We start from the raw sequence: 14,732 nt of genomic DNA, 5'->3' as shown, positions 1-14,732 counted from the left end.
ATTCACCATTACATACAGCTCTTCTTTCGTCCATATAGTAAAGAAGGAAAAACGGTAAAGCATTTGATATGATAAGACCAGAACTTAAGTCAGGGAGCTGGAGCATGTGTATATTATTGCGCATAGAGGGTCATCAAGCGCTGCCCCAGAAAATACAATTGCTGCATTTGATTTAGCTGTTCAGCAGGGTGCAGATTATATTGAATTAGATGTACAGCTCACATTGGACCAGCACGTCGTCGTGATCCATGATGATACAGTTGACCGAACGACGAACGGGAACGGCTTAGTCAAAAGCTATACACTCGATCAGTTGAAAAAACTGGACGCAGGAAGCTGGTTTGACCAACAGTACACAAATGAACGAATTCCAACATTACACGAAATTCTTGAAAGATACAGCCAGCGGATCGGGATATTGATCGAGATCAAACACCCAAAACGGCAGATAGGAATTGAAAAGGCAGTTGCCCGCATCGTCAATCGGTTTGCCTATTCTCGTCATATCATGATTCAATCTTTTGACGATCATGCACTGCAAAGAATCAAAGCTTTCGCCCCTTCTCTTAGAACAGCTTTGATTATAAAGCCTAATGCATTTAAACTGACGAAAAGAAAGTTAACGGCATACAGCTCGTTTGCAAATTGTCTTAATATGAAAAAAACGATGATCAATAGATGGTGGATAGACCGCATCCACACATTCGGGATGGATGTGTTTATATGGACTGTGAAAGATCAAAAAACAGCCGATCGGATTAAAAAATATCCCGTTGATGGTGTCGTGACGGATCATCCGCTATTTTTTCTAAAGGAGAAATGATGTAAATGAAAGCGTATCTTGCCGTATTTATTGGTGGACTGATTGGGACACTTTGCAGATATGAACTAAGCCAATCGATTGTCAGCCAAACATTCCCCTATGCAACGCTAATCGAAAACGTGACAGGCAGTCTGCTTCTTGGTTTTTCAACAGGATATTTTATGTTCCAAAAGAGAAAAAAATATCTTGCCGCTTTGATCGGAACAGGATTTTGCGGAGGTTTTACGACAATGTCCACTTTTTCTAAAGAAACGATTCTTTTATTACAGACCGGGCAAATCACTTCAAGTGTGATCTACATCCTGCTCTCAGTCATTGCAGGAGTAGCGGCTGCCTTATGTGGACTAATGCTAGCTCAACGACTCTTTCATCAAAATAAGCAGCAGAGAGAAGGCAGATAAATGATCGTTTTATATACAGCTATTGCCGGCGGGATTGGCAGCGTCCTTCGTTTTTTGATTAGCCAAACGATACAGAAATCTAAGTCTCATGCTCGTTTCCCGTACAGTATTATTCTTATCAACTTATTAGGTGCTGCCGGTTTAGGTATACTGACAGGTGCCGTGACTGCTAATCATCCGCTGCTTGTGATCATTGGAACAGGTTTTTTCGGTGGCTTTACAACATTCTCTACGTTTAGTGTAGAGTCTGCGACCATGCTACAGCAGCGGCAAATCGGAAAACTTGCTGTCTACTTATTGACGACAATCATCGGGTCTTTCTGTTTCTTTACTGCGTTCTATCAAATAGGACAACACCTTTTTTAAATATTGGTGATCGCAGCTAAGCTAATGAGCAATTGATCCATAAGCTGGCGCTTCATTAAAAAGAGGGTTTTTTCACTGTAGCCGATTTCCATCGCACACTTGGCCATCCGCCAATCTCGAAAGTATTTGTAATCGATGAGCTGCTTCTCTATCTCATCCAACTCTTTTAGTGCTGTTTCAATACAAGCAACGATGAGTTCATACTGATTTTTTTGCTCTTCTAACTTCTTCCGTGTCATGTGATCCAAATGATGCGGATTTCTTTTTTCAAGCTGTCTTTCGATATTTAAAATCGCTGCCTGGTAATTTTTAAAATTCTTCAAATGAAACTCAATTCGTTTCATTGAGGTTTTTTTCTCCGTGATACTGGCTGTTTCATACCAAAGCATATCCATCCCCCTATATAGAACGTTTGTTCTCATTATAACCCGAACGAGCATTCGTAAAAAGAGACTAAATACCTAAAAAAACCTTGAGCTTATTTTTCGCTCAAGGTCATTTCATTTACTAACAGCGGCTCTTTTATATCAAGCCCTGTGCGTGTATTTCCTTTTTCTGATGATGTGACGCCTTTCTTTAGGTCGATCTTTTTCACATAGCGTCCATCCATCTCCAAGACCTTCATCCGAATATCATCAAGATAAATGGATTGTCCTTCTCGGATATCAATGTTCTCATTTAAGATTAACCCGCCTATTGTATCAATTTCTTCATCATGATATGACATTTCAATCAAATCTTGAACTTCATCTAATCTGACTTTGCCATCTAAAACATAATGATGATCGGCTCTTTTTTGAATAACCGGCTGCTCATCTTCATCGAATTCATCTCGAATATCTCCAACAATCTCTTCTAAAATATCTTCTGTTGTGACAAGTCCAGACGTTCCGCCATATTCGTCGGTTAAAATCGCCATATGCATTCGATCGCGCTGCATCTTGACAAGAAGCTCTTGAATAGGAATCGTGTCAATGACTTCAATCACTGGATATATATAATCTTGAATCTTCAGTTGATCTTTTTCTCCTTGATACACAAGATCTGCAAAGAGCTGCTTTTTGTTCAGCATGCCGATGACATGATCTTTATCACCTGAAAACACGGGAAAGCGTGTATATTTTTCCTGCGTCATGATGGAGAGGATTTCATCTAGCGGCATATCTTCTGGAATGGCACAAATTTCTCTCCGCGGGACCATGATTTCTCTGGCAATTCGATTATCAAAGTCGAAAATTTTGTTCATATAATTATATTCTGATGGGTTGATTTCCCCATTTTTTAAGCTCTCAGATAATAAAATCTTTAATTCCTCTTCAGAATGGGATTGTTCTTTTTCAGACCCCATATCGATGCCCATCATTTTGGTTAGAACACGGGCTGACCCGTTTAACACATAAATGAAAGGGAACATTAGGATATAAAATGCATGCAGCGGGCCTGACAGCCAGAGCGTCATTTTTTCCGCCTTTTGAATCGCCAGTGTTTTTGGTGCAAGCTCACCGACGACTACATGCAAAAAGGTAATAATAGAGAACGCAAGTGTTGCTGAGATCAGGCTGATTGCTGAATCAGGAATGTTTGTCAAACCGAAACCTCGAACCAAAAGTTCTTTTACAGCTGGCTTACCAATCCACCCTAAACCAAGGGATGTCACTGTAATACCGAGCTGACAGGCTGACAAATATTCATCCAGCCTTGATGTCACCTTTTTCGCCACGATGGCCTTTTTAGACCCTTCGGCAACAAGCTGATCAATTCTTGAGCTTCTCGCCTTTACTATGGCAAATTCAGATGCAACAAAGAAAGCTGTTAAAGCAATCAAAACACCGACTATACTCAGATTAACAATATCGTCCATTTAACCTTGCTCTTTCTTAGAAGAACAAGGAGTCACCTCCTGATTGATGATGTTATGTTTTGCAAAACGGTTAACTGATTAAATAAGACTATATTGAGGGCCCCACTTAACCACCTCCGGTTCACGTATAAATCCGCTTCTCTACATATATATGAAACGGTCTTCATTTTATCTTACCATAAATAATCTGAAAATTCCTGTATCACTATGTTAAATTTGACAGGACAATTTAGACTGAGAAATCCCTTTCTCCTCTTCATATCGGCAGGAAATATGAACAATTAACTTGTATTTCAGGCTAGAATTATATTAAACTATTTTCATAAACTATAACGTGACGGTTAGGAGGAGATGTTCAGATGGGGCTGAGAAAAAGTATCGTATTGGTGAACTAGCACAGATTGCACAGGTGACGAAACGTACTGTAGATTATTATACAAATCTAGGGTTGCTTGCGCCTGTTAGATCTTGCTCAAATTATCGTTATTACGATGAACATGCTTTAAAACGATTACAATTAATCGTTCTTTGCAAACAGCAGAGATTGGCTCTTTCTGACATCAAATCCAGATTAGATGAACAATTCCCTTCTCAAAAGGAAGATCCTGATGAACTTGTCCATTTAACATCTGATATCGATCGGATGAACGAGCATATGGACCGCATTTTGGTACGTTGTAAGCAGCTTCAACCAGAACAACGTGAAAAATTAAAAGAGCAGCTTACACCTGAGAAGATGACGGCTGTCCAATCATTTTTACTGCTGTTAAGTTAAAATTTTTACTAAACAGGAGGTGTTACCTTCGTTCTCAAAGTCAGAACGAAGGCCTTAATTGGACATAGTTAATTTACTTATAGTTGCTTTGCTTATAGCTTTAACCGCATTTTTCGTTGCATCAGAGTTTGCGATCATTCGCTTAAGAAGCTCAAGAATTGATCAGTTAATCGCAGAAGGTAATAAAACAGCAGTTGCTGTCAAGCATGTCACGACTCACCTTGATGAGTATCTGTCGGCCTGTCAGCTCGGTATTACCATTACCGCCCTTGGTATTGGTTGGTTAGGGGAAGAAACAATTGCGCACATGCTTGCTCCACTATTTGTAGAGCTGTCCATTCCTCAATCAGCTAGTTCTATTGTCACTTTTATTATTGCGTTTAGTATTATGACGTTTTTACACGTTGTGGTTGGAGAACTTGCACCAAAAACACTCGCCATTCAAAAGGCGGAGCAAGTATCTCTTCTTTTTGCTAGACCGCTCATGATTTTTTACAAAGTGATGTTCCCGTTTATCTGGGTATTAAATGGATCTGCTCGTTTGTTAACAAAAGCGTTCGGTCTTCAGCAAGTTTCTGAGCATGACATGGCGCACTCTGAAGAAGAATTGCGGATTATTTTATCAGAGAGCTATAAAAGCGGCGAAATTAACCAGTCTGAATTCAAATATGTAAATAAAATTTTTGAATTTGATGACCGTCTGGCGAAAGAAATTATGATTCCTCGTACCGAAGTTGTCAGCTTCCCTCATGATATTACCATTGAGGAAATGCTGAAGGTGACCAAGGTAGAGAAATATACACGTTATCCAATTGAAGATGGCGATAAAGATAATATGATTGGTGTTCTGAACATTAAAGAGGTTCTTACTGCCTGCATTAGCGGTGAGTGTTCTACAAGTGATACGATCGAAAAGTTTGTCAATCCAATTATTCATGTGATTGAAACCGTTCCTGTACATGATTTATTGCTCAAAATGCAGCGTGAACGTGTACACATGGCGATTTTATCAGATGAATACGGCGGTACAGCTGGTCTTGTGACTGTAGAAGACATCCTTGAAGAAATCGTCGGTGAAATTCGTGATGAATTCGATATGGATGAAATCAACGAAGTGCGTAAACTTGGAGAAGACCATTACATCTTTGATGGAAAGGTTCTAGTGGACCAAGTCAACCTGCTCTTAGGTACGCAGCTTGATAACGAAGAAGTCGATACGATCGGCGGCTGGTTCCTTACTCAGAAATATGAAGTTGAGAAAAATGACACCATTCGTGAGCAAGGCTATGAATTTATCATTAATGAAGTCGATGGACACCATGTGGTATATATCGAGGTCAAAAAGTTAAATGAACAATTAGCAGAAGCCGCTGAAGAAGGCGCTTCTTAAGAAAAAAACGACCCTTGCCAAAGCAAGCGGTCGTTTTTCTTATGCCTTTTCCATTAATTGAGCTTCAAGTTCTTTAATTCTCGTGTTTAATACTTCCGTCATGGCACCTAATCGTTCTTTTGGCGGCAGATGCTCAAATTCTGACTGCTCAATCGGTTCACCAATAATTAAGCGCATTTTCCCCTTTTTGAAAAGACTTTTCGCATTGGACGGTCCTTTGTACGCTGCTGGAACGATTGGCGCTTTACCGAGCTGTGCAATAGTAACCGCACCTCTTTTTAAAGGTACATCCTCTGTTGTACGTGTTCCGCTTGGAAAAATCCCGACGATCTTTCCCTCTTTTAATAATTTAATGGGCGTTTTAATACTGCTTGGCCCAGGATTCTCTCGATCAACTGGAAAGGCATGAATCTTCTTTAAAAATCCACCGATCCATTTGTTTGCAAACAATTCTTTTTTCGCCATGTAGTGGATCTCAAACGGAAGAATTCCTGCGCCTAATGCAAGAACATCCACAAAACCCTCATGTGTACATGCAATGACAAATCCCCGATCCGTTGGCAGATTCTCTTTTTGATATACTTTGATTCCGCCTCGGAGAGTAAATACTACTTTAATGGTATAGCCTGAAAATTTATACATAGTGCACTTCCTTTGTTTGAAGAATGAAGGATTTGTTTCTATTATAACAAATTTTTTATTACCTGGTACTAAAATTTTCATGAAACAGCCAAACCATCACATCATTTTTCTTTCTAAATCATCGTTCTTTCTGTATTCAGGTCTATGGTTTTAGGAGAGAATAGAAGAGGAATTGTGTCCAATTTTGTCGTTTTTTAAGGTTTTTTCCTGATTTGTTCTATTGAAAATGCTTTATAAATGACGCAAATTTCGCTATGATAAGGAGAAATGATTTTGATTCGGCGAAAGAAATGAGTATTGTACGGTATTGAGAAGTTTCGTGCAACTTTATGCCTTTCTTATGCGTGTATAACATAGAGGGGAGAAAAATCAGTGACGATCGATGAAATTTATCAAATGTATATGAACGATGTTTACAGGTTTCTGCTCTCCATGACAAAAGACAAACATTTGGCAGAAGACTTATTGCAGGAAACCTTTATGCGTGCTTATATACATATTCATTCCTACGACCATAGCAAAGTGAAACCTTGGTTATTTCAGGTGGCACGAAATGCTTTTATTGATTATGTCAGGAAACATAAAAAAGAAGTGACCATATCGGATGATCTTATTGGCGGCCTTTTACAAACGTCTGTACAAAGCCCTGCTGAACAGGTTGAAATAAAAGAAGTCCTCAACATGTATTTGGAACAGCTTCCAGATAACTACAAGGAAGCGTTGACATTGTATTATTTAAAAGAACTGAATTACAAGGAAGCATCCAAGGTCATGAATATTACTGAAGCAAATTTTAAAAGTGTTTTATTTCGTGCAAGGCAGCGCCTAAAAGCACTTTACAACAGAGGTGTTAATGATGAATGAAGAGTTTAACAAGCGATGGGAACAATATAATAATGGTGAGATGAACGAGGAAGAAATGATAGCGTTTGAAGAAGAGCTTGAAGAAAACGAAAAACGCTTAAGTCAGGAACTGAACGACTCGGATTGGACCGATTTTTCCATCAGTCCTGAAAAGCAAAAAGCCATCTTGCAATACGGAAAAAGAAAGTCTTATTTACGTATTTCTGTACTTGCTGTCATCTCTACACTTATTATTTTACCGCTTTGTACATTAGGAAGTTATCTATACTACGGCGTTGGCGGAGCAGAGAGCAAAGGGAATCACTTCATGGAAACAGCCGCTGTAACAGTCGCTTTGACGAAACCAAACGTGGCGATTGATATGAAGGATTTAAAAGGCCAAGTCAAGCTTTTTGGAATGAACACCGAATTGAAGCTGCAAAAACAAATTGGCAATAAAACAGAAGCCATTGGCAGTGAGCAAATCGAGATGTTTTTCGATAAATTAAAGCAGCCTACCATCTCATATTATGGTGACAGTGCACGCGATACGGAGGATTTCTTTACCCATCCTTCTACTCAGGCAGATGCATCAAAAAAACAAACACTCACTACTTTAGACAAGCTTCCTGAAGGAACAGTCAGTGAAGTGTATGTTTCCTATGACAAAGCGTATACACCAAAGGACGTTTATTCCTTTGCTAAAAAATATGATATGAAAGTGCTCTGGAATGCGATTAAAACAGAGGATTCATTAAGCGAGAATCAGCGGCCAATTGGCTTTCCTGGGAGAGACTCTGAATTCTTAAAAGAGCTTCAGCACACATCAAAAACAGAGGTAGATCAATTTAAAGATGCCCTTACTTATGTCAATCAGCACCCAACCTGGGCAAAAACGATCTCTGGCAGATCTGAACTGGATCTGTCAAACCGCATACGCTATATCAATCAAAATGGTGTCACGATTTATGGCTCTGTGATCACAGGTCCTTCGAAAGAAATCGAGAAATTCGTGAAGACAAAACGCATTAAAACGGCAAAAGTGAGCGAGGTGGAATTATGGAATTGGTAAGAATTTTTAAAGAGCATAATGTATTTGGCTGGATTTCTGTCGGTACAGCGATATTATCTCTGCTCATGCTGAACCTCGCCATTATAAGTAATGTGACATTTTATTCTTTTCAGATGCTTCCTTTTGCAATGGCCGCAGTTCCATTTGGCATTATTGAACTGTTCATTAAAAAAGGCCGTACGGGCCCTGGGTTCCTTGGTGTCGTTCTGAATATCTTTGTCATTCTTTGTGTCTATGCCATCGTATCGATCGATGTCGATCTTCAATTAGGCTTTTAAGCCGTTCTCAAAATGAAAAGCCCGAGTTACTTGACTAATGCCAAGTCGCACGGGCTTTTTTGAATATCGATTTATGTTCTTAAGTCTACAGCGCAAATAAAAAAGACTGCTTCATCAGCAGTCTCTTAAAATAAATTAGTTTACAAAAGTTTTCGCTCCAAGGTAAATCGGCTTCCAGTAGCTTGAATTCATATCACTGATCGTCACACCATCGGAAGCAGCATGAATAAACTTGTTGTTTCCAATGTAGACACCCATGTGAGACGGACCCGATTTATATGTTGTAAAGAACACAAAATCGCCAACCTTTGGAGAAGATACGCTTTTCATTGATCCCCAAAAACCTTCAGTTGTTTGTCTCGAAATCTTTTTTTGTTTGTTAATGATATACCACATAAACCCGCTGCAATCAAAGCCCTTTGGTGTCGTTCCACCCCATCTATATGGTGTGCCATTGTGCGCTTTAGCATCCGATACAAGCTTAGACGTGTTTAAAGAAGAAGCAGAAACTGTTTTTTCTTTAACAGGTGTTGTCTTCACTTTTTTAGACGACTTTTTGACCTTTAGCTTTTGCCCAATTTTGATCAGGTTTGTTTTGAGTTTATTTAACGATTTCAGCTCTTTTACAGTCATGCCGTACTTTTTGCCGATTTTAGATAATGTATCACCTTTCACAACTTTATGAGTGGCTGTGGCTGACGCCGCTTTTACTTTTGTTGTTGTTTTGGATGTTTTCATTGTTTTTTTTGCGGCAGTACCATTTACTTTTAACGTTTGTCCAACATAAATCGTGTTAGATTTCAGCTTATTGTCTGATTTAATCTTGCTCACGCTTGTCTTATATTTTTTCGCTAAAACAGAAAGAGAGTCACCTTTTTGAACTTTTACTGATTGTGCTGAGGCAGCTCCGGCAAATAATGTCGTCCCAAGTAAAACTGCACTTGCAGCTGTGATCAATTGTTTTTTCATTTGTTCCTCCTGTATGTATCTATCGAGATCCGAATTTTTATCTACTTACTATTATAAGGATCAAATACCAGAAGAAATAGTCTTGACTTCCTACGACATTATGCTTATTAATTCGGCAAAATTTATTTTTTTTTAGGGTTCTTTTTATTTCATTTTCATTACACAATCATGACAAAATAAACGCATCTTGTCATGGATAAATGATACATTCATTTCTCTTTTTGGCTCATTCTATGTAAAGTGGGCCTTTACAATTTTAAAGGGAACTTTACGATCCTGTAAATGGGAATCCACAATTCTGCTCTACCATTGTAAACGTAAGAGCGATACATAAACATTGAGGAGGCAAAATGAATGAGTGTGTTGAAAAGCTCGAAAACGAAAATCGCTGCAGTGGCGGCAGCATCTGTGCTATCGATTGGCATTTTTTCAGGAATTGAATTTGGACAGGCTGACAAAGCAGAGGCTAAAAAGAAGCCAAAAAATGACGTACAAAATGTGATCGTGCTGATCGGGGATGGCATGGGAACACCGTATCTTTCAACTTACCGTTCATTTAAGCACAACGGAGACCTTTCAAAGCAAACAGCGTTTGACCCTTACCTTACTGGCATGCATAAAACATACCCTAACGACTCGAAAAGCAATATCACTGATTCTGCCGCAGCTGGTACAGCTATGGCAACTGGTAAAAAGACATACAACAATGCCATTGGTGTAAACAAAAACGGCAAAAAATTAAAAACCGTTTTAGAAGAAGCCAAACGCAAAGGAAAATCGACGGGTCTTGTCGTGACCTCTGAATTAACAAATGCCACCCCTGCTGCGTATGCGGCTCACGATGTATCGAGAAAAAACACAGCAGCCATCGCTGATGATTTCTTCGATGAAAAAATCGGTAAACAGCATACAGTCGATGTCATGCTTGGCGGAGGTCTCGTCGATTTTGTCCGAAAGGATCGTGATTTAACGAAGGAATTTAAGCAAGCCGGATATGATTATGTCACCAATAAAGATGCCTTACAAAAAAACAAAAACCAAAAGGTGTTAGGCATTTTTGCTGATGGCGGTCTTGATAAAGCGATTGATCGTGATAAAAAGACCCCTTCCCTGCAAGACATGACATCCTCAGCCATTAAACAGCTGTCTAAAAACAAAAATGGATTTTTCCTTATGGTCGAAGGCAGCCAAATTGACTGGGCAGGACATGATCATGATATTGTGAGTGCCATGAGTGAAATGAAGGATTTTGAAAAAGCATTTGAAGAAGCGATTCGTTTTGCAAAAAAGGATAAAAATACGTTAGTCATCACCACTGCCGATCATTCAACTGGCGGACTTTCCTTTGGGGCAGACGGCTCAGGTAGCTGGGATTACAAACCGGTAAAAGCAGCGAAAAAGACCCCAGATTTTATCGCAAACAAAATCGTCAGTGGCATGCCTGTTGAATCAGCGCTGAAACAATATATCGATCTTGATTTCACAACAGAAGAAATGGCCTCTATTCAAAAGGCCGCTGAAACAAAGGATACTGTTAAAATTGATGATGCGATTGAAGAAGTGATCAACGTGAGATCACATACAGGCTGGACCACATCAGGTCATACGGGCGATGAAGTGCCATTCTTTGCGTATGGCCCAACAAGCCAAAAGCTAAAAGGTCTGATGGAAAACACCGATCAAGCAAAACACCTTTTCAAGCTGCTGAAAAACCAATAAAACTGACAAAAAAGATGTCTGCTAAGAGACATCTCAGCGTGTAGACAAACCCTCGCATTCGTTGTCAGGTCTGCGCGCCGGTGCTCACGAATGTCAAATTCGCTCCGCAAAAGTAGCTGCCCTTCCTAGACTTCAAAGGTTTTCTATCACGCTGAAAAGAAGACAAAGTGCTAAAATAAAAATCATTTTAGCACTTTGTCACCAATCTAAGATGTCTGCTAAGAGACATCTTTTTTTGTTTTTTTATGCGAGATATTTTCTATGAACTCCTTTTCCATCATACGAAAACATGACTTCTTTTCCTTCAAGAATGGATTCGATATGCACACTTCTTCCCCATAGCTGATGCAAATATGGGAGTACTTTTTCTAAGTATTTCAGATCTAGTTCAATGCCCTCATACCAATGTTTAATATAGAGTTCATTGTTTTTTAAATAGTCGCCATCCATCACGGTCAAATAAGGAAAGCCGCCATTGACCCTCATGCTGACTAGCTGATCACGAACAGCCTTCCATTCTTTATCGATGACTTTATAATCTCTCCCTTGTTTTTGAAACAAGTACAAATCTTCTCTCATCACAAGGTCTTTTGTTAAGTAATTTCGAATGAAGGAAATATCTGATTCAATCTCCCTTACTTCAAACATTTTGCTGCGGCCCGATCCTTCTGTCACCCCTGCTTTTTTTAATTCTTCACATGGGTTGTCATAGCGCTCTTCGATATCTTCAAAAATCTTCAAACCTAAATAGTAAGGATTGATGCCTGTTTTTGACGGCTGCACCACGCCAGCATTTAATTTGGCAAACTCAATCGATTCATTTGAATCCAAATCAAGCTCTCGCATTATCCGCTGATGCCAATACGATGCCCAGCCTTCATTCATAATCTTTGTTTCTAGCTGAGGCCAAAAATAGAGCATTTCCTCCCTCAGCATCGTGAGGACGTCGCGCTGCCACGGCTCTAACTCCCGGGAGTGCGCCTCAATAAAGAGTAAAATATCTTTTTCCGGCTTTGGCGGAAATGGCTTGGCGATTTTCTTTTTCTCACGTATTTTCGGCTCATCCATTCCCCACAAATCATCATACGGCGTCTGACGCTTTGGTTGGTCATCTTCATATTCTTCTTCATCGCCGATATTCCAGCTTAGTTTTGAACGAACAAGAGACGGATCAATATGCTCCTGAAGAGCCAATACGGCGTCTAAAAAGGATTCAACTTCTTTTGTTCCATGAAGATGCTCATATTCTTTGATCCGCTCTGCCGCAGCTGACATGCTTTCTACCATGTCTCGTTTTGTGTTTTGGAAACGGCAATTATTTTTGAAGAAATCACAGTGTGCCAGTACATGAGCCACAATTAATTTATTCTGAACAAGCGTGTTGTTATCAAGTAGAAAGGCGTAGCAAGGATTTGAATTGATGACCAGCTCATAAATTTTGCTTAATCCTAAATCATAATGAAGCTTCATTTTATGAAATTGTTTCCCGAAGCTCCAGTGGCTGAATCGTGTTGGCATTCCGTATGCACCGAACGTATAAATTATTTCCGCGGGACAGATTTCATACCTCATCGGATAAAAATCTAGACCAAATCCTTCTGCAATTTCTGTAATTTCATCAATGGCTCTTTGTAAAAGACGTTTTTCTGATACGCTCAAGGAAACCATCCCTCCTCATCGGACTTATCCCTACTATATGAGCGTATCTAAAAAAACATGATGTTCCGCCATTCGTTTAGACGACTTCCATTTCTTTTGTGGATTGCCCGCCGAATGACTCGAAATGTATATTCTGTTCTGGAATTCCCAGCTCTTTTAGTATATAAATCATCTCCTGTGTAAACACCGGGGATCCGCATAGATAAAATTGGCCTTTCCCTTCTCCAACCACTGATTGAAGAAATAGACGGTCAATGCGGGAAGCTGCCTTTTCAACAAGCTCACCCTTACCAGACTTCGCAAATTGTTCATTACATAAGATGATGCGGCCATGCGGAGCTGATGCTAGAACGCTTTCAAATTCATTTTCAAAAGCGGTGACATCCTCTAATCGATCTGCATAAATCATTGTAAATGGATGGCTGTTTTGCGCTGCTGTTTTCAATAAACCGATCATTGGCGTGACTCCAGAACCAGCACTAATGAAATAAACAGGCTCTTTTGTGGCTTCTTGCAAGCAGAACATTCCCTGCGGCATACTCACTTGAAGAACGTCTCCTTCTTCCATTTCATCATGCAAAAATGTAGACACATGACCATCGCGCTTCACTGTGATGCGGTAATAGGATGGATGATGGTGATCTGATAAGCTGTATTGTCTGCTACACATATAAGCCTCACCTGGCATATCTGCCTGAACCGTAATATATTGACCTGCTTCAAACATTGGCAGCTCTGATTCATCTTTTGGTACTAAGTAAAAGGAGATCAGCGCTGGAGATTCCTGTACCTTTTTCTTTATCACAAATGGCTTCACATCTGCCCATCCACCTGGTTGCTTTACATTCACCTCCATCATTTCTGCTTCAATCGTGATAAAAATATTTGCAATGATGTCATATGCGGCCTTCCAAGCTAAAAGCGTGTCATCTTTTTCCGTTAAACCAAACACTTCTTTCATCGCTTCAATTAGGTAATATCCGACGATTGGATATTGCTCTTTTTTGACCATCACACTGACATGCTTATGGGCAATCTGTTTGACCGCAGGAAGTAATTCTTCTAATCGATCGATGTGCAGTGCAGCTTGGTATAGTGTCGCAGCAAGCGCCTCTGGCTGACTTCCGTTCATGAGGTTTGTTTGATTAAATTGATTGAGTAGCTCTGGATGCTGACGAATCATATTTTGATAAAAAACAGTCACAAGGTTGGTTCCCTCGCCTTTTAATAGAGGGGCTGATTGTTTAATAGCATTCATTTGATCTATAGATAACATCGTCATTCCTTCTTTCAAAAGATGTATTTTAAATACATCTTTATCGTAACGGATGACAGCTTATAAAAGCAATATTTATAATACATGTTTTAAATGTTGACACATTTAACACTTTCTCGAACAGTTTTTGTCTAAAATGTGTTACGATGATACAAAACTCTATCAGGTTTAGAGGTCGTCAAAATGAAACTAACGAATTATACAGATTTCTCATTAAGAGTACTCATTTATTTAGCATCAAGAGAGAACAATGAACTGTCAAATATTCAGCAGATCGCCGATGTTTATGGCATCTCTAAAAATCATCTGACAAAGGTGATTTATCATCTTGGAAAACGCGGCTATGTTGAAACGATCCGTGGAAGAAATGGCGGAATTAGGCTTGGGAAAAGCCCAGAAAGCATTAACATTGGAGAGGTTGTCCGTTATACAGAGGATGATTTAGTCATGGTTGAATGCTTTGATCCAAGGAAAAACAGCTGTATCATTTCCCCGATTTGTTCATTAAAGCATGTACTTCATGAAGCACTTACTGCTTACTTGCGCGTTCTTGACCAATACACATTAAAAGACTTAACTCAAAACAAAGATGCTCTTAGAGAGCTCCTCCTTTAGGCGAAAGAATTCTATTCTTTCGTCTTTTTCTTTACCTTCTTGT

Annotated in this window: 16 protein-coding genes; 10 read left to right on the top strand and 6 right to left on the bottom strand. The window is 39.5% G+C overall.

Going from position 1 to position 14,732, the window contains the following annotated elements; translation table 11 throughout:
* Positions 1-106 precede the first annotated feature (106 nt).
* Genes NSS78_RS04870 through crcB (NSS78_RS04860) form a run of 3 tightly spaced genes read left to right on the top strand, consistent with a single transcriptional unit; the run spans position 107 to position 1,590 of the window.
* Positions 107-823, top strand: a complete 717-nt coding sequence (locus tag NSS78_RS04870; protein WP_050945413.1) for a glycerophosphodiester phosphodiesterase family protein — start codon at positions 107-109, stop codon at positions 821-823.
* 5 nt (positions 824-828) lie between these two features.
* Positions 829-1,224 (top strand): fluoride efflux transporter CrcB, encoded by a 396-nt coding sequence (gene crcB, locus NSS78_RS04865; RefSeq protein ID WP_212046118.1) that lies wholly within the window; start codon positions 829-831, stop codon positions 1,222-1,224.
* Positions 1,225-1,590 carry a fluoride efflux transporter CrcB gene (gene crcB / locus NSS78_RS04860; protein ID WP_212046119.1) on the top strand — a complete coding sequence of 122 codons (366 nt, stop codon included), beginning with the start codon at positions 1,225-1,227 and terminating at the stop codon, positions 1,588-1,590.
* On the opposite strand, the gene NSS78_RS04855 is transcribed toward crcB (NSS78_RS04860), so the two are convergent.
* Both NSS78_RS04855 and NSS78_RS04850 read right to left on the bottom strand, forming a co-directional pair.
* Positions 1,587-1,979, bottom strand: a complete 393-nt coding sequence (locus tag NSS78_RS04855; RefSeq protein ID WP_003211103.1) for a hypothetical protein — start codon at positions 1,977-1,979, stop codon at positions 1,587-1,589. The two genes, crcB (NSS78_RS04860) and NSS78_RS04855, sit on opposite strands and share 4 nt — an antisense overlap.
* 89 nt (positions 1,980-2,068) lie before the next feature.
* Entirely contained in the window at positions 2,069-3,451 is a 1,383-nt protein-coding gene (locus NSS78_RS04850; protein ID WP_003210868.1) for a hemolysin family protein, read from the bottom strand.
* A 334-nt stretch (positions 3,452-3,785) separates the two neighbouring features.
* Between NSS78_RS04850 and NSS78_RS04845 the strand changes: the two genes are divergently transcribed.
* Positions 3,786-4,226, top strand: coding sequence for a MerR family transcriptional regulator (locus NSS78_RS04845; protein WP_034620022.1), 441 nt, complete (start codon positions 3,786-3,788; stop codon positions 4,224-4,226).
* Between the two features lie 58 nt (positions 4,227-4,284).
* The gene (locus NSS78_RS04840) at positions 4,285-5,616 is read left to right on the top strand and encodes a hemolysin family protein (RefSeq protein ID WP_034620023.1); all 1,332 of its coding nucleotides are present in this window, start codon (positions 4,285-4,287) and stop codon (positions 5,614-5,616) included.
* 39 nt (positions 5,617-5,655) lie between these two features.
* Here NSS78_RS04840 and NSS78_RS04835 read toward each other — a convergent pair whose 3' ends face one another.
* Positions 5,656-6,258, bottom strand: coding sequence for a 1-acyl-sn-glycerol-3-phosphate acyltransferase (locus NSS78_RS04835; RefSeq protein ID WP_003212102.1), 603 nt, complete (start codon positions 6,256-6,258; stop codon positions 5,656-5,658).
* 372 nt (positions 6,259-6,630) lie between these two features.
* Between NSS78_RS04835 and NSS78_RS04830 the strand changes: the two genes are divergently transcribed.
* From NSS78_RS04830 to NSS78_RS04820, 3 genes are read left to right on the top strand one after another with little or no spacing between them, the layout of a single operon-like run.
* Entirely contained in the window at positions 6,631-7,122 is a 492-nt protein-coding gene (locus tag NSS78_RS04830) for a sigma-70 family RNA polymerase sigma factor (RefSeq protein WP_003211938.1), read from the top strand.
* On the top strand, positions 7,115-8,173 hold the full coding sequence (locus NSS78_RS04825) for an anti-sigma factor (RefSeq protein WP_003212471.1): 1,059 nt from the start codon (positions 7,115-7,117) through the stop codon (positions 8,171-8,173). The genes NSS78_RS04830 and NSS78_RS04825 overlap by 8 nt, the downstream gene beginning before the upstream one ends.
* Entirely contained in the window at positions 8,161-8,451 is a 291-nt protein-coding gene (locus NSS78_RS04820) for a hypothetical protein (protein WP_003212420.1), read from the top strand. Before NSS78_RS04825 ends, NSS78_RS04820 begins: the two co-directional genes overlap by 13 nt.
* 135 nt (positions 8,452-8,586) lie before the next feature.
* Here NSS78_RS04820 and NSS78_RS04815 read toward each other — a convergent pair whose 3' ends face one another.
* Positions 8,587-9,420, bottom strand: a complete 834-nt coding sequence (locus NSS78_RS04815; RefSeq protein ID WP_212046120.1) for a C40 family peptidase — start codon at positions 9,418-9,420, stop codon at positions 8,587-8,589.
* Positions 9,421-9,774: 354 nt separating this feature from the next.
* Between NSS78_RS04815 and NSS78_RS04810 the strand changes: the two genes are divergently transcribed.
* Entirely contained in the window at positions 9,775-11,139 is a 1,365-nt protein-coding gene (locus NSS78_RS04810) for an alkaline phosphatase (protein ID WP_212046121.1), read from the top strand.
* Between the two features lie 243 nt (positions 11,140-11,382).
* Here NSS78_RS04810 and NSS78_RS04805 read toward each other — a convergent pair whose 3' ends face one another.
* Positions 11,383-12,798, bottom strand: a complete 1,416-nt coding sequence (locus NSS78_RS04805) for a SpoVR family protein (protein ID WP_050945420.1) — start codon at positions 12,796-12,798, stop codon at positions 11,383-11,385.
* A 76-nt stretch (positions 12,799-12,874) separates the two neighbouring features.
* The gene (locus NSS78_RS04800; RefSeq protein ID WP_212046122.1) at positions 12,875-14,074 is read right to left on the bottom strand and encodes a globin domain-containing protein; all 1,200 of its coding nucleotides are present in this window, start codon (positions 14,072-14,074) and stop codon (positions 12,875-12,877) included.
* A gap of 183 nt (positions 14,075-14,257) precedes the next feature.
* On the opposite strand from NSS78_RS04800, the gene NSS78_RS04795 reads away from it, so the two are divergent.
* Complete coding sequence (locus NSS78_RS04795) at positions 14,258-14,689, top strand: Rrf2 family transcriptional regulator (RefSeq protein WP_050945422.1); 432 nt, start codon at positions 14,258-14,260, stop codon at positions 14,687-14,689.
* The last annotated feature ends 43 nt before the right edge of the window (positions 14,690-14,732 follow it).

It is taken from the genome of Bacillus sp. FSL W8-0920, from assembly GCF_038593215.1.
In the GTDB taxonomy this organism is placed as follows: domain Bacteria; phylum Bacillota; class Bacilli; order Bacillales; family Bacillaceae; genus Bacillus; species Bacillus pumilus.
This window is presented reverse-complemented; position numbering and strand designations above follow the sequence as displayed.

What these genes read in the sequence shown, in the direction of transcription:
- NSS78_RS04815 (WP_212046120.1), bottom strand. Translation starts at nt 9,420, where the DNA reads ATGAAAAAACAATTGATCACAGCTGCAAGTGCAGTTTTACTTGGGACG.
- NSS78_RS04850 (WP_003210868.1), bottom strand. Translation starts at nt 3,451, where the DNA reads ATGGACGATATTGTTAATCTGAGTATAGTCGGTGTTTTGATTGCTTTA.
- crcB (WP_212046118.1), top strand. Translation starts at nt 829, where the DNA reads ATGAAAGCGTATCTTGCCGTATTTATTGGTGGACTGATTGGGACACTT.
- crcB (WP_212046119.1), top strand. Translation starts at nt 1,225, where the DNA reads ATGATCGTTTTATATACAGCTATTGCCGGCGGGATTGGCAGCGTCCTT.
- NSS78_RS04800 (WP_212046122.1), bottom strand. Translation starts at nt 14,074, where the DNA reads ATGTTATCTATAGATCAAATGAATGCTATTAAACAATCAGCCCCTCTA.
- NSS78_RS04795 (WP_050945422.1), top strand. Translation starts at nt 14,258, where the DNA reads ATGAAACTAACGAATTATACAGATTTCTCATTAAGAGTACTCATTTAT.
- NSS78_RS04820 (WP_003212420.1), top strand. Translation starts at nt 8,161, where the DNA reads ATGGAATTGGTAAGAATTTTTAAAGAGCATAATGTATTTGGCTGGATT.
- NSS78_RS04855 (WP_003211103.1), bottom strand. Translation starts at nt 1,979, where the DNA reads ATGCTTTGGTATGAAACAGCCAGTATCACGGAGAAAAAAACCTCAATG.
- NSS78_RS04810 (WP_212046121.1), top strand. Translation starts at nt 9,775, where the DNA reads ATGAGTGTGTTGAAAAGCTCGAAAACGAAAATCGCTGCAGTGGCGGCA.
- NSS78_RS04825 (WP_003212471.1), top strand. Translation starts at nt 7,115, where the DNA reads ATGAATGAAGAGTTTAACAAGCGATGGGAACAATATAATAATGGTGAG.
- NSS78_RS04835 (WP_003212102.1), bottom strand. Translation starts at nt 6,258, where the DNA reads ATGTATAAATTTTCAGGCTATACCATTAAAGTAGTATTTACTCTCCGA.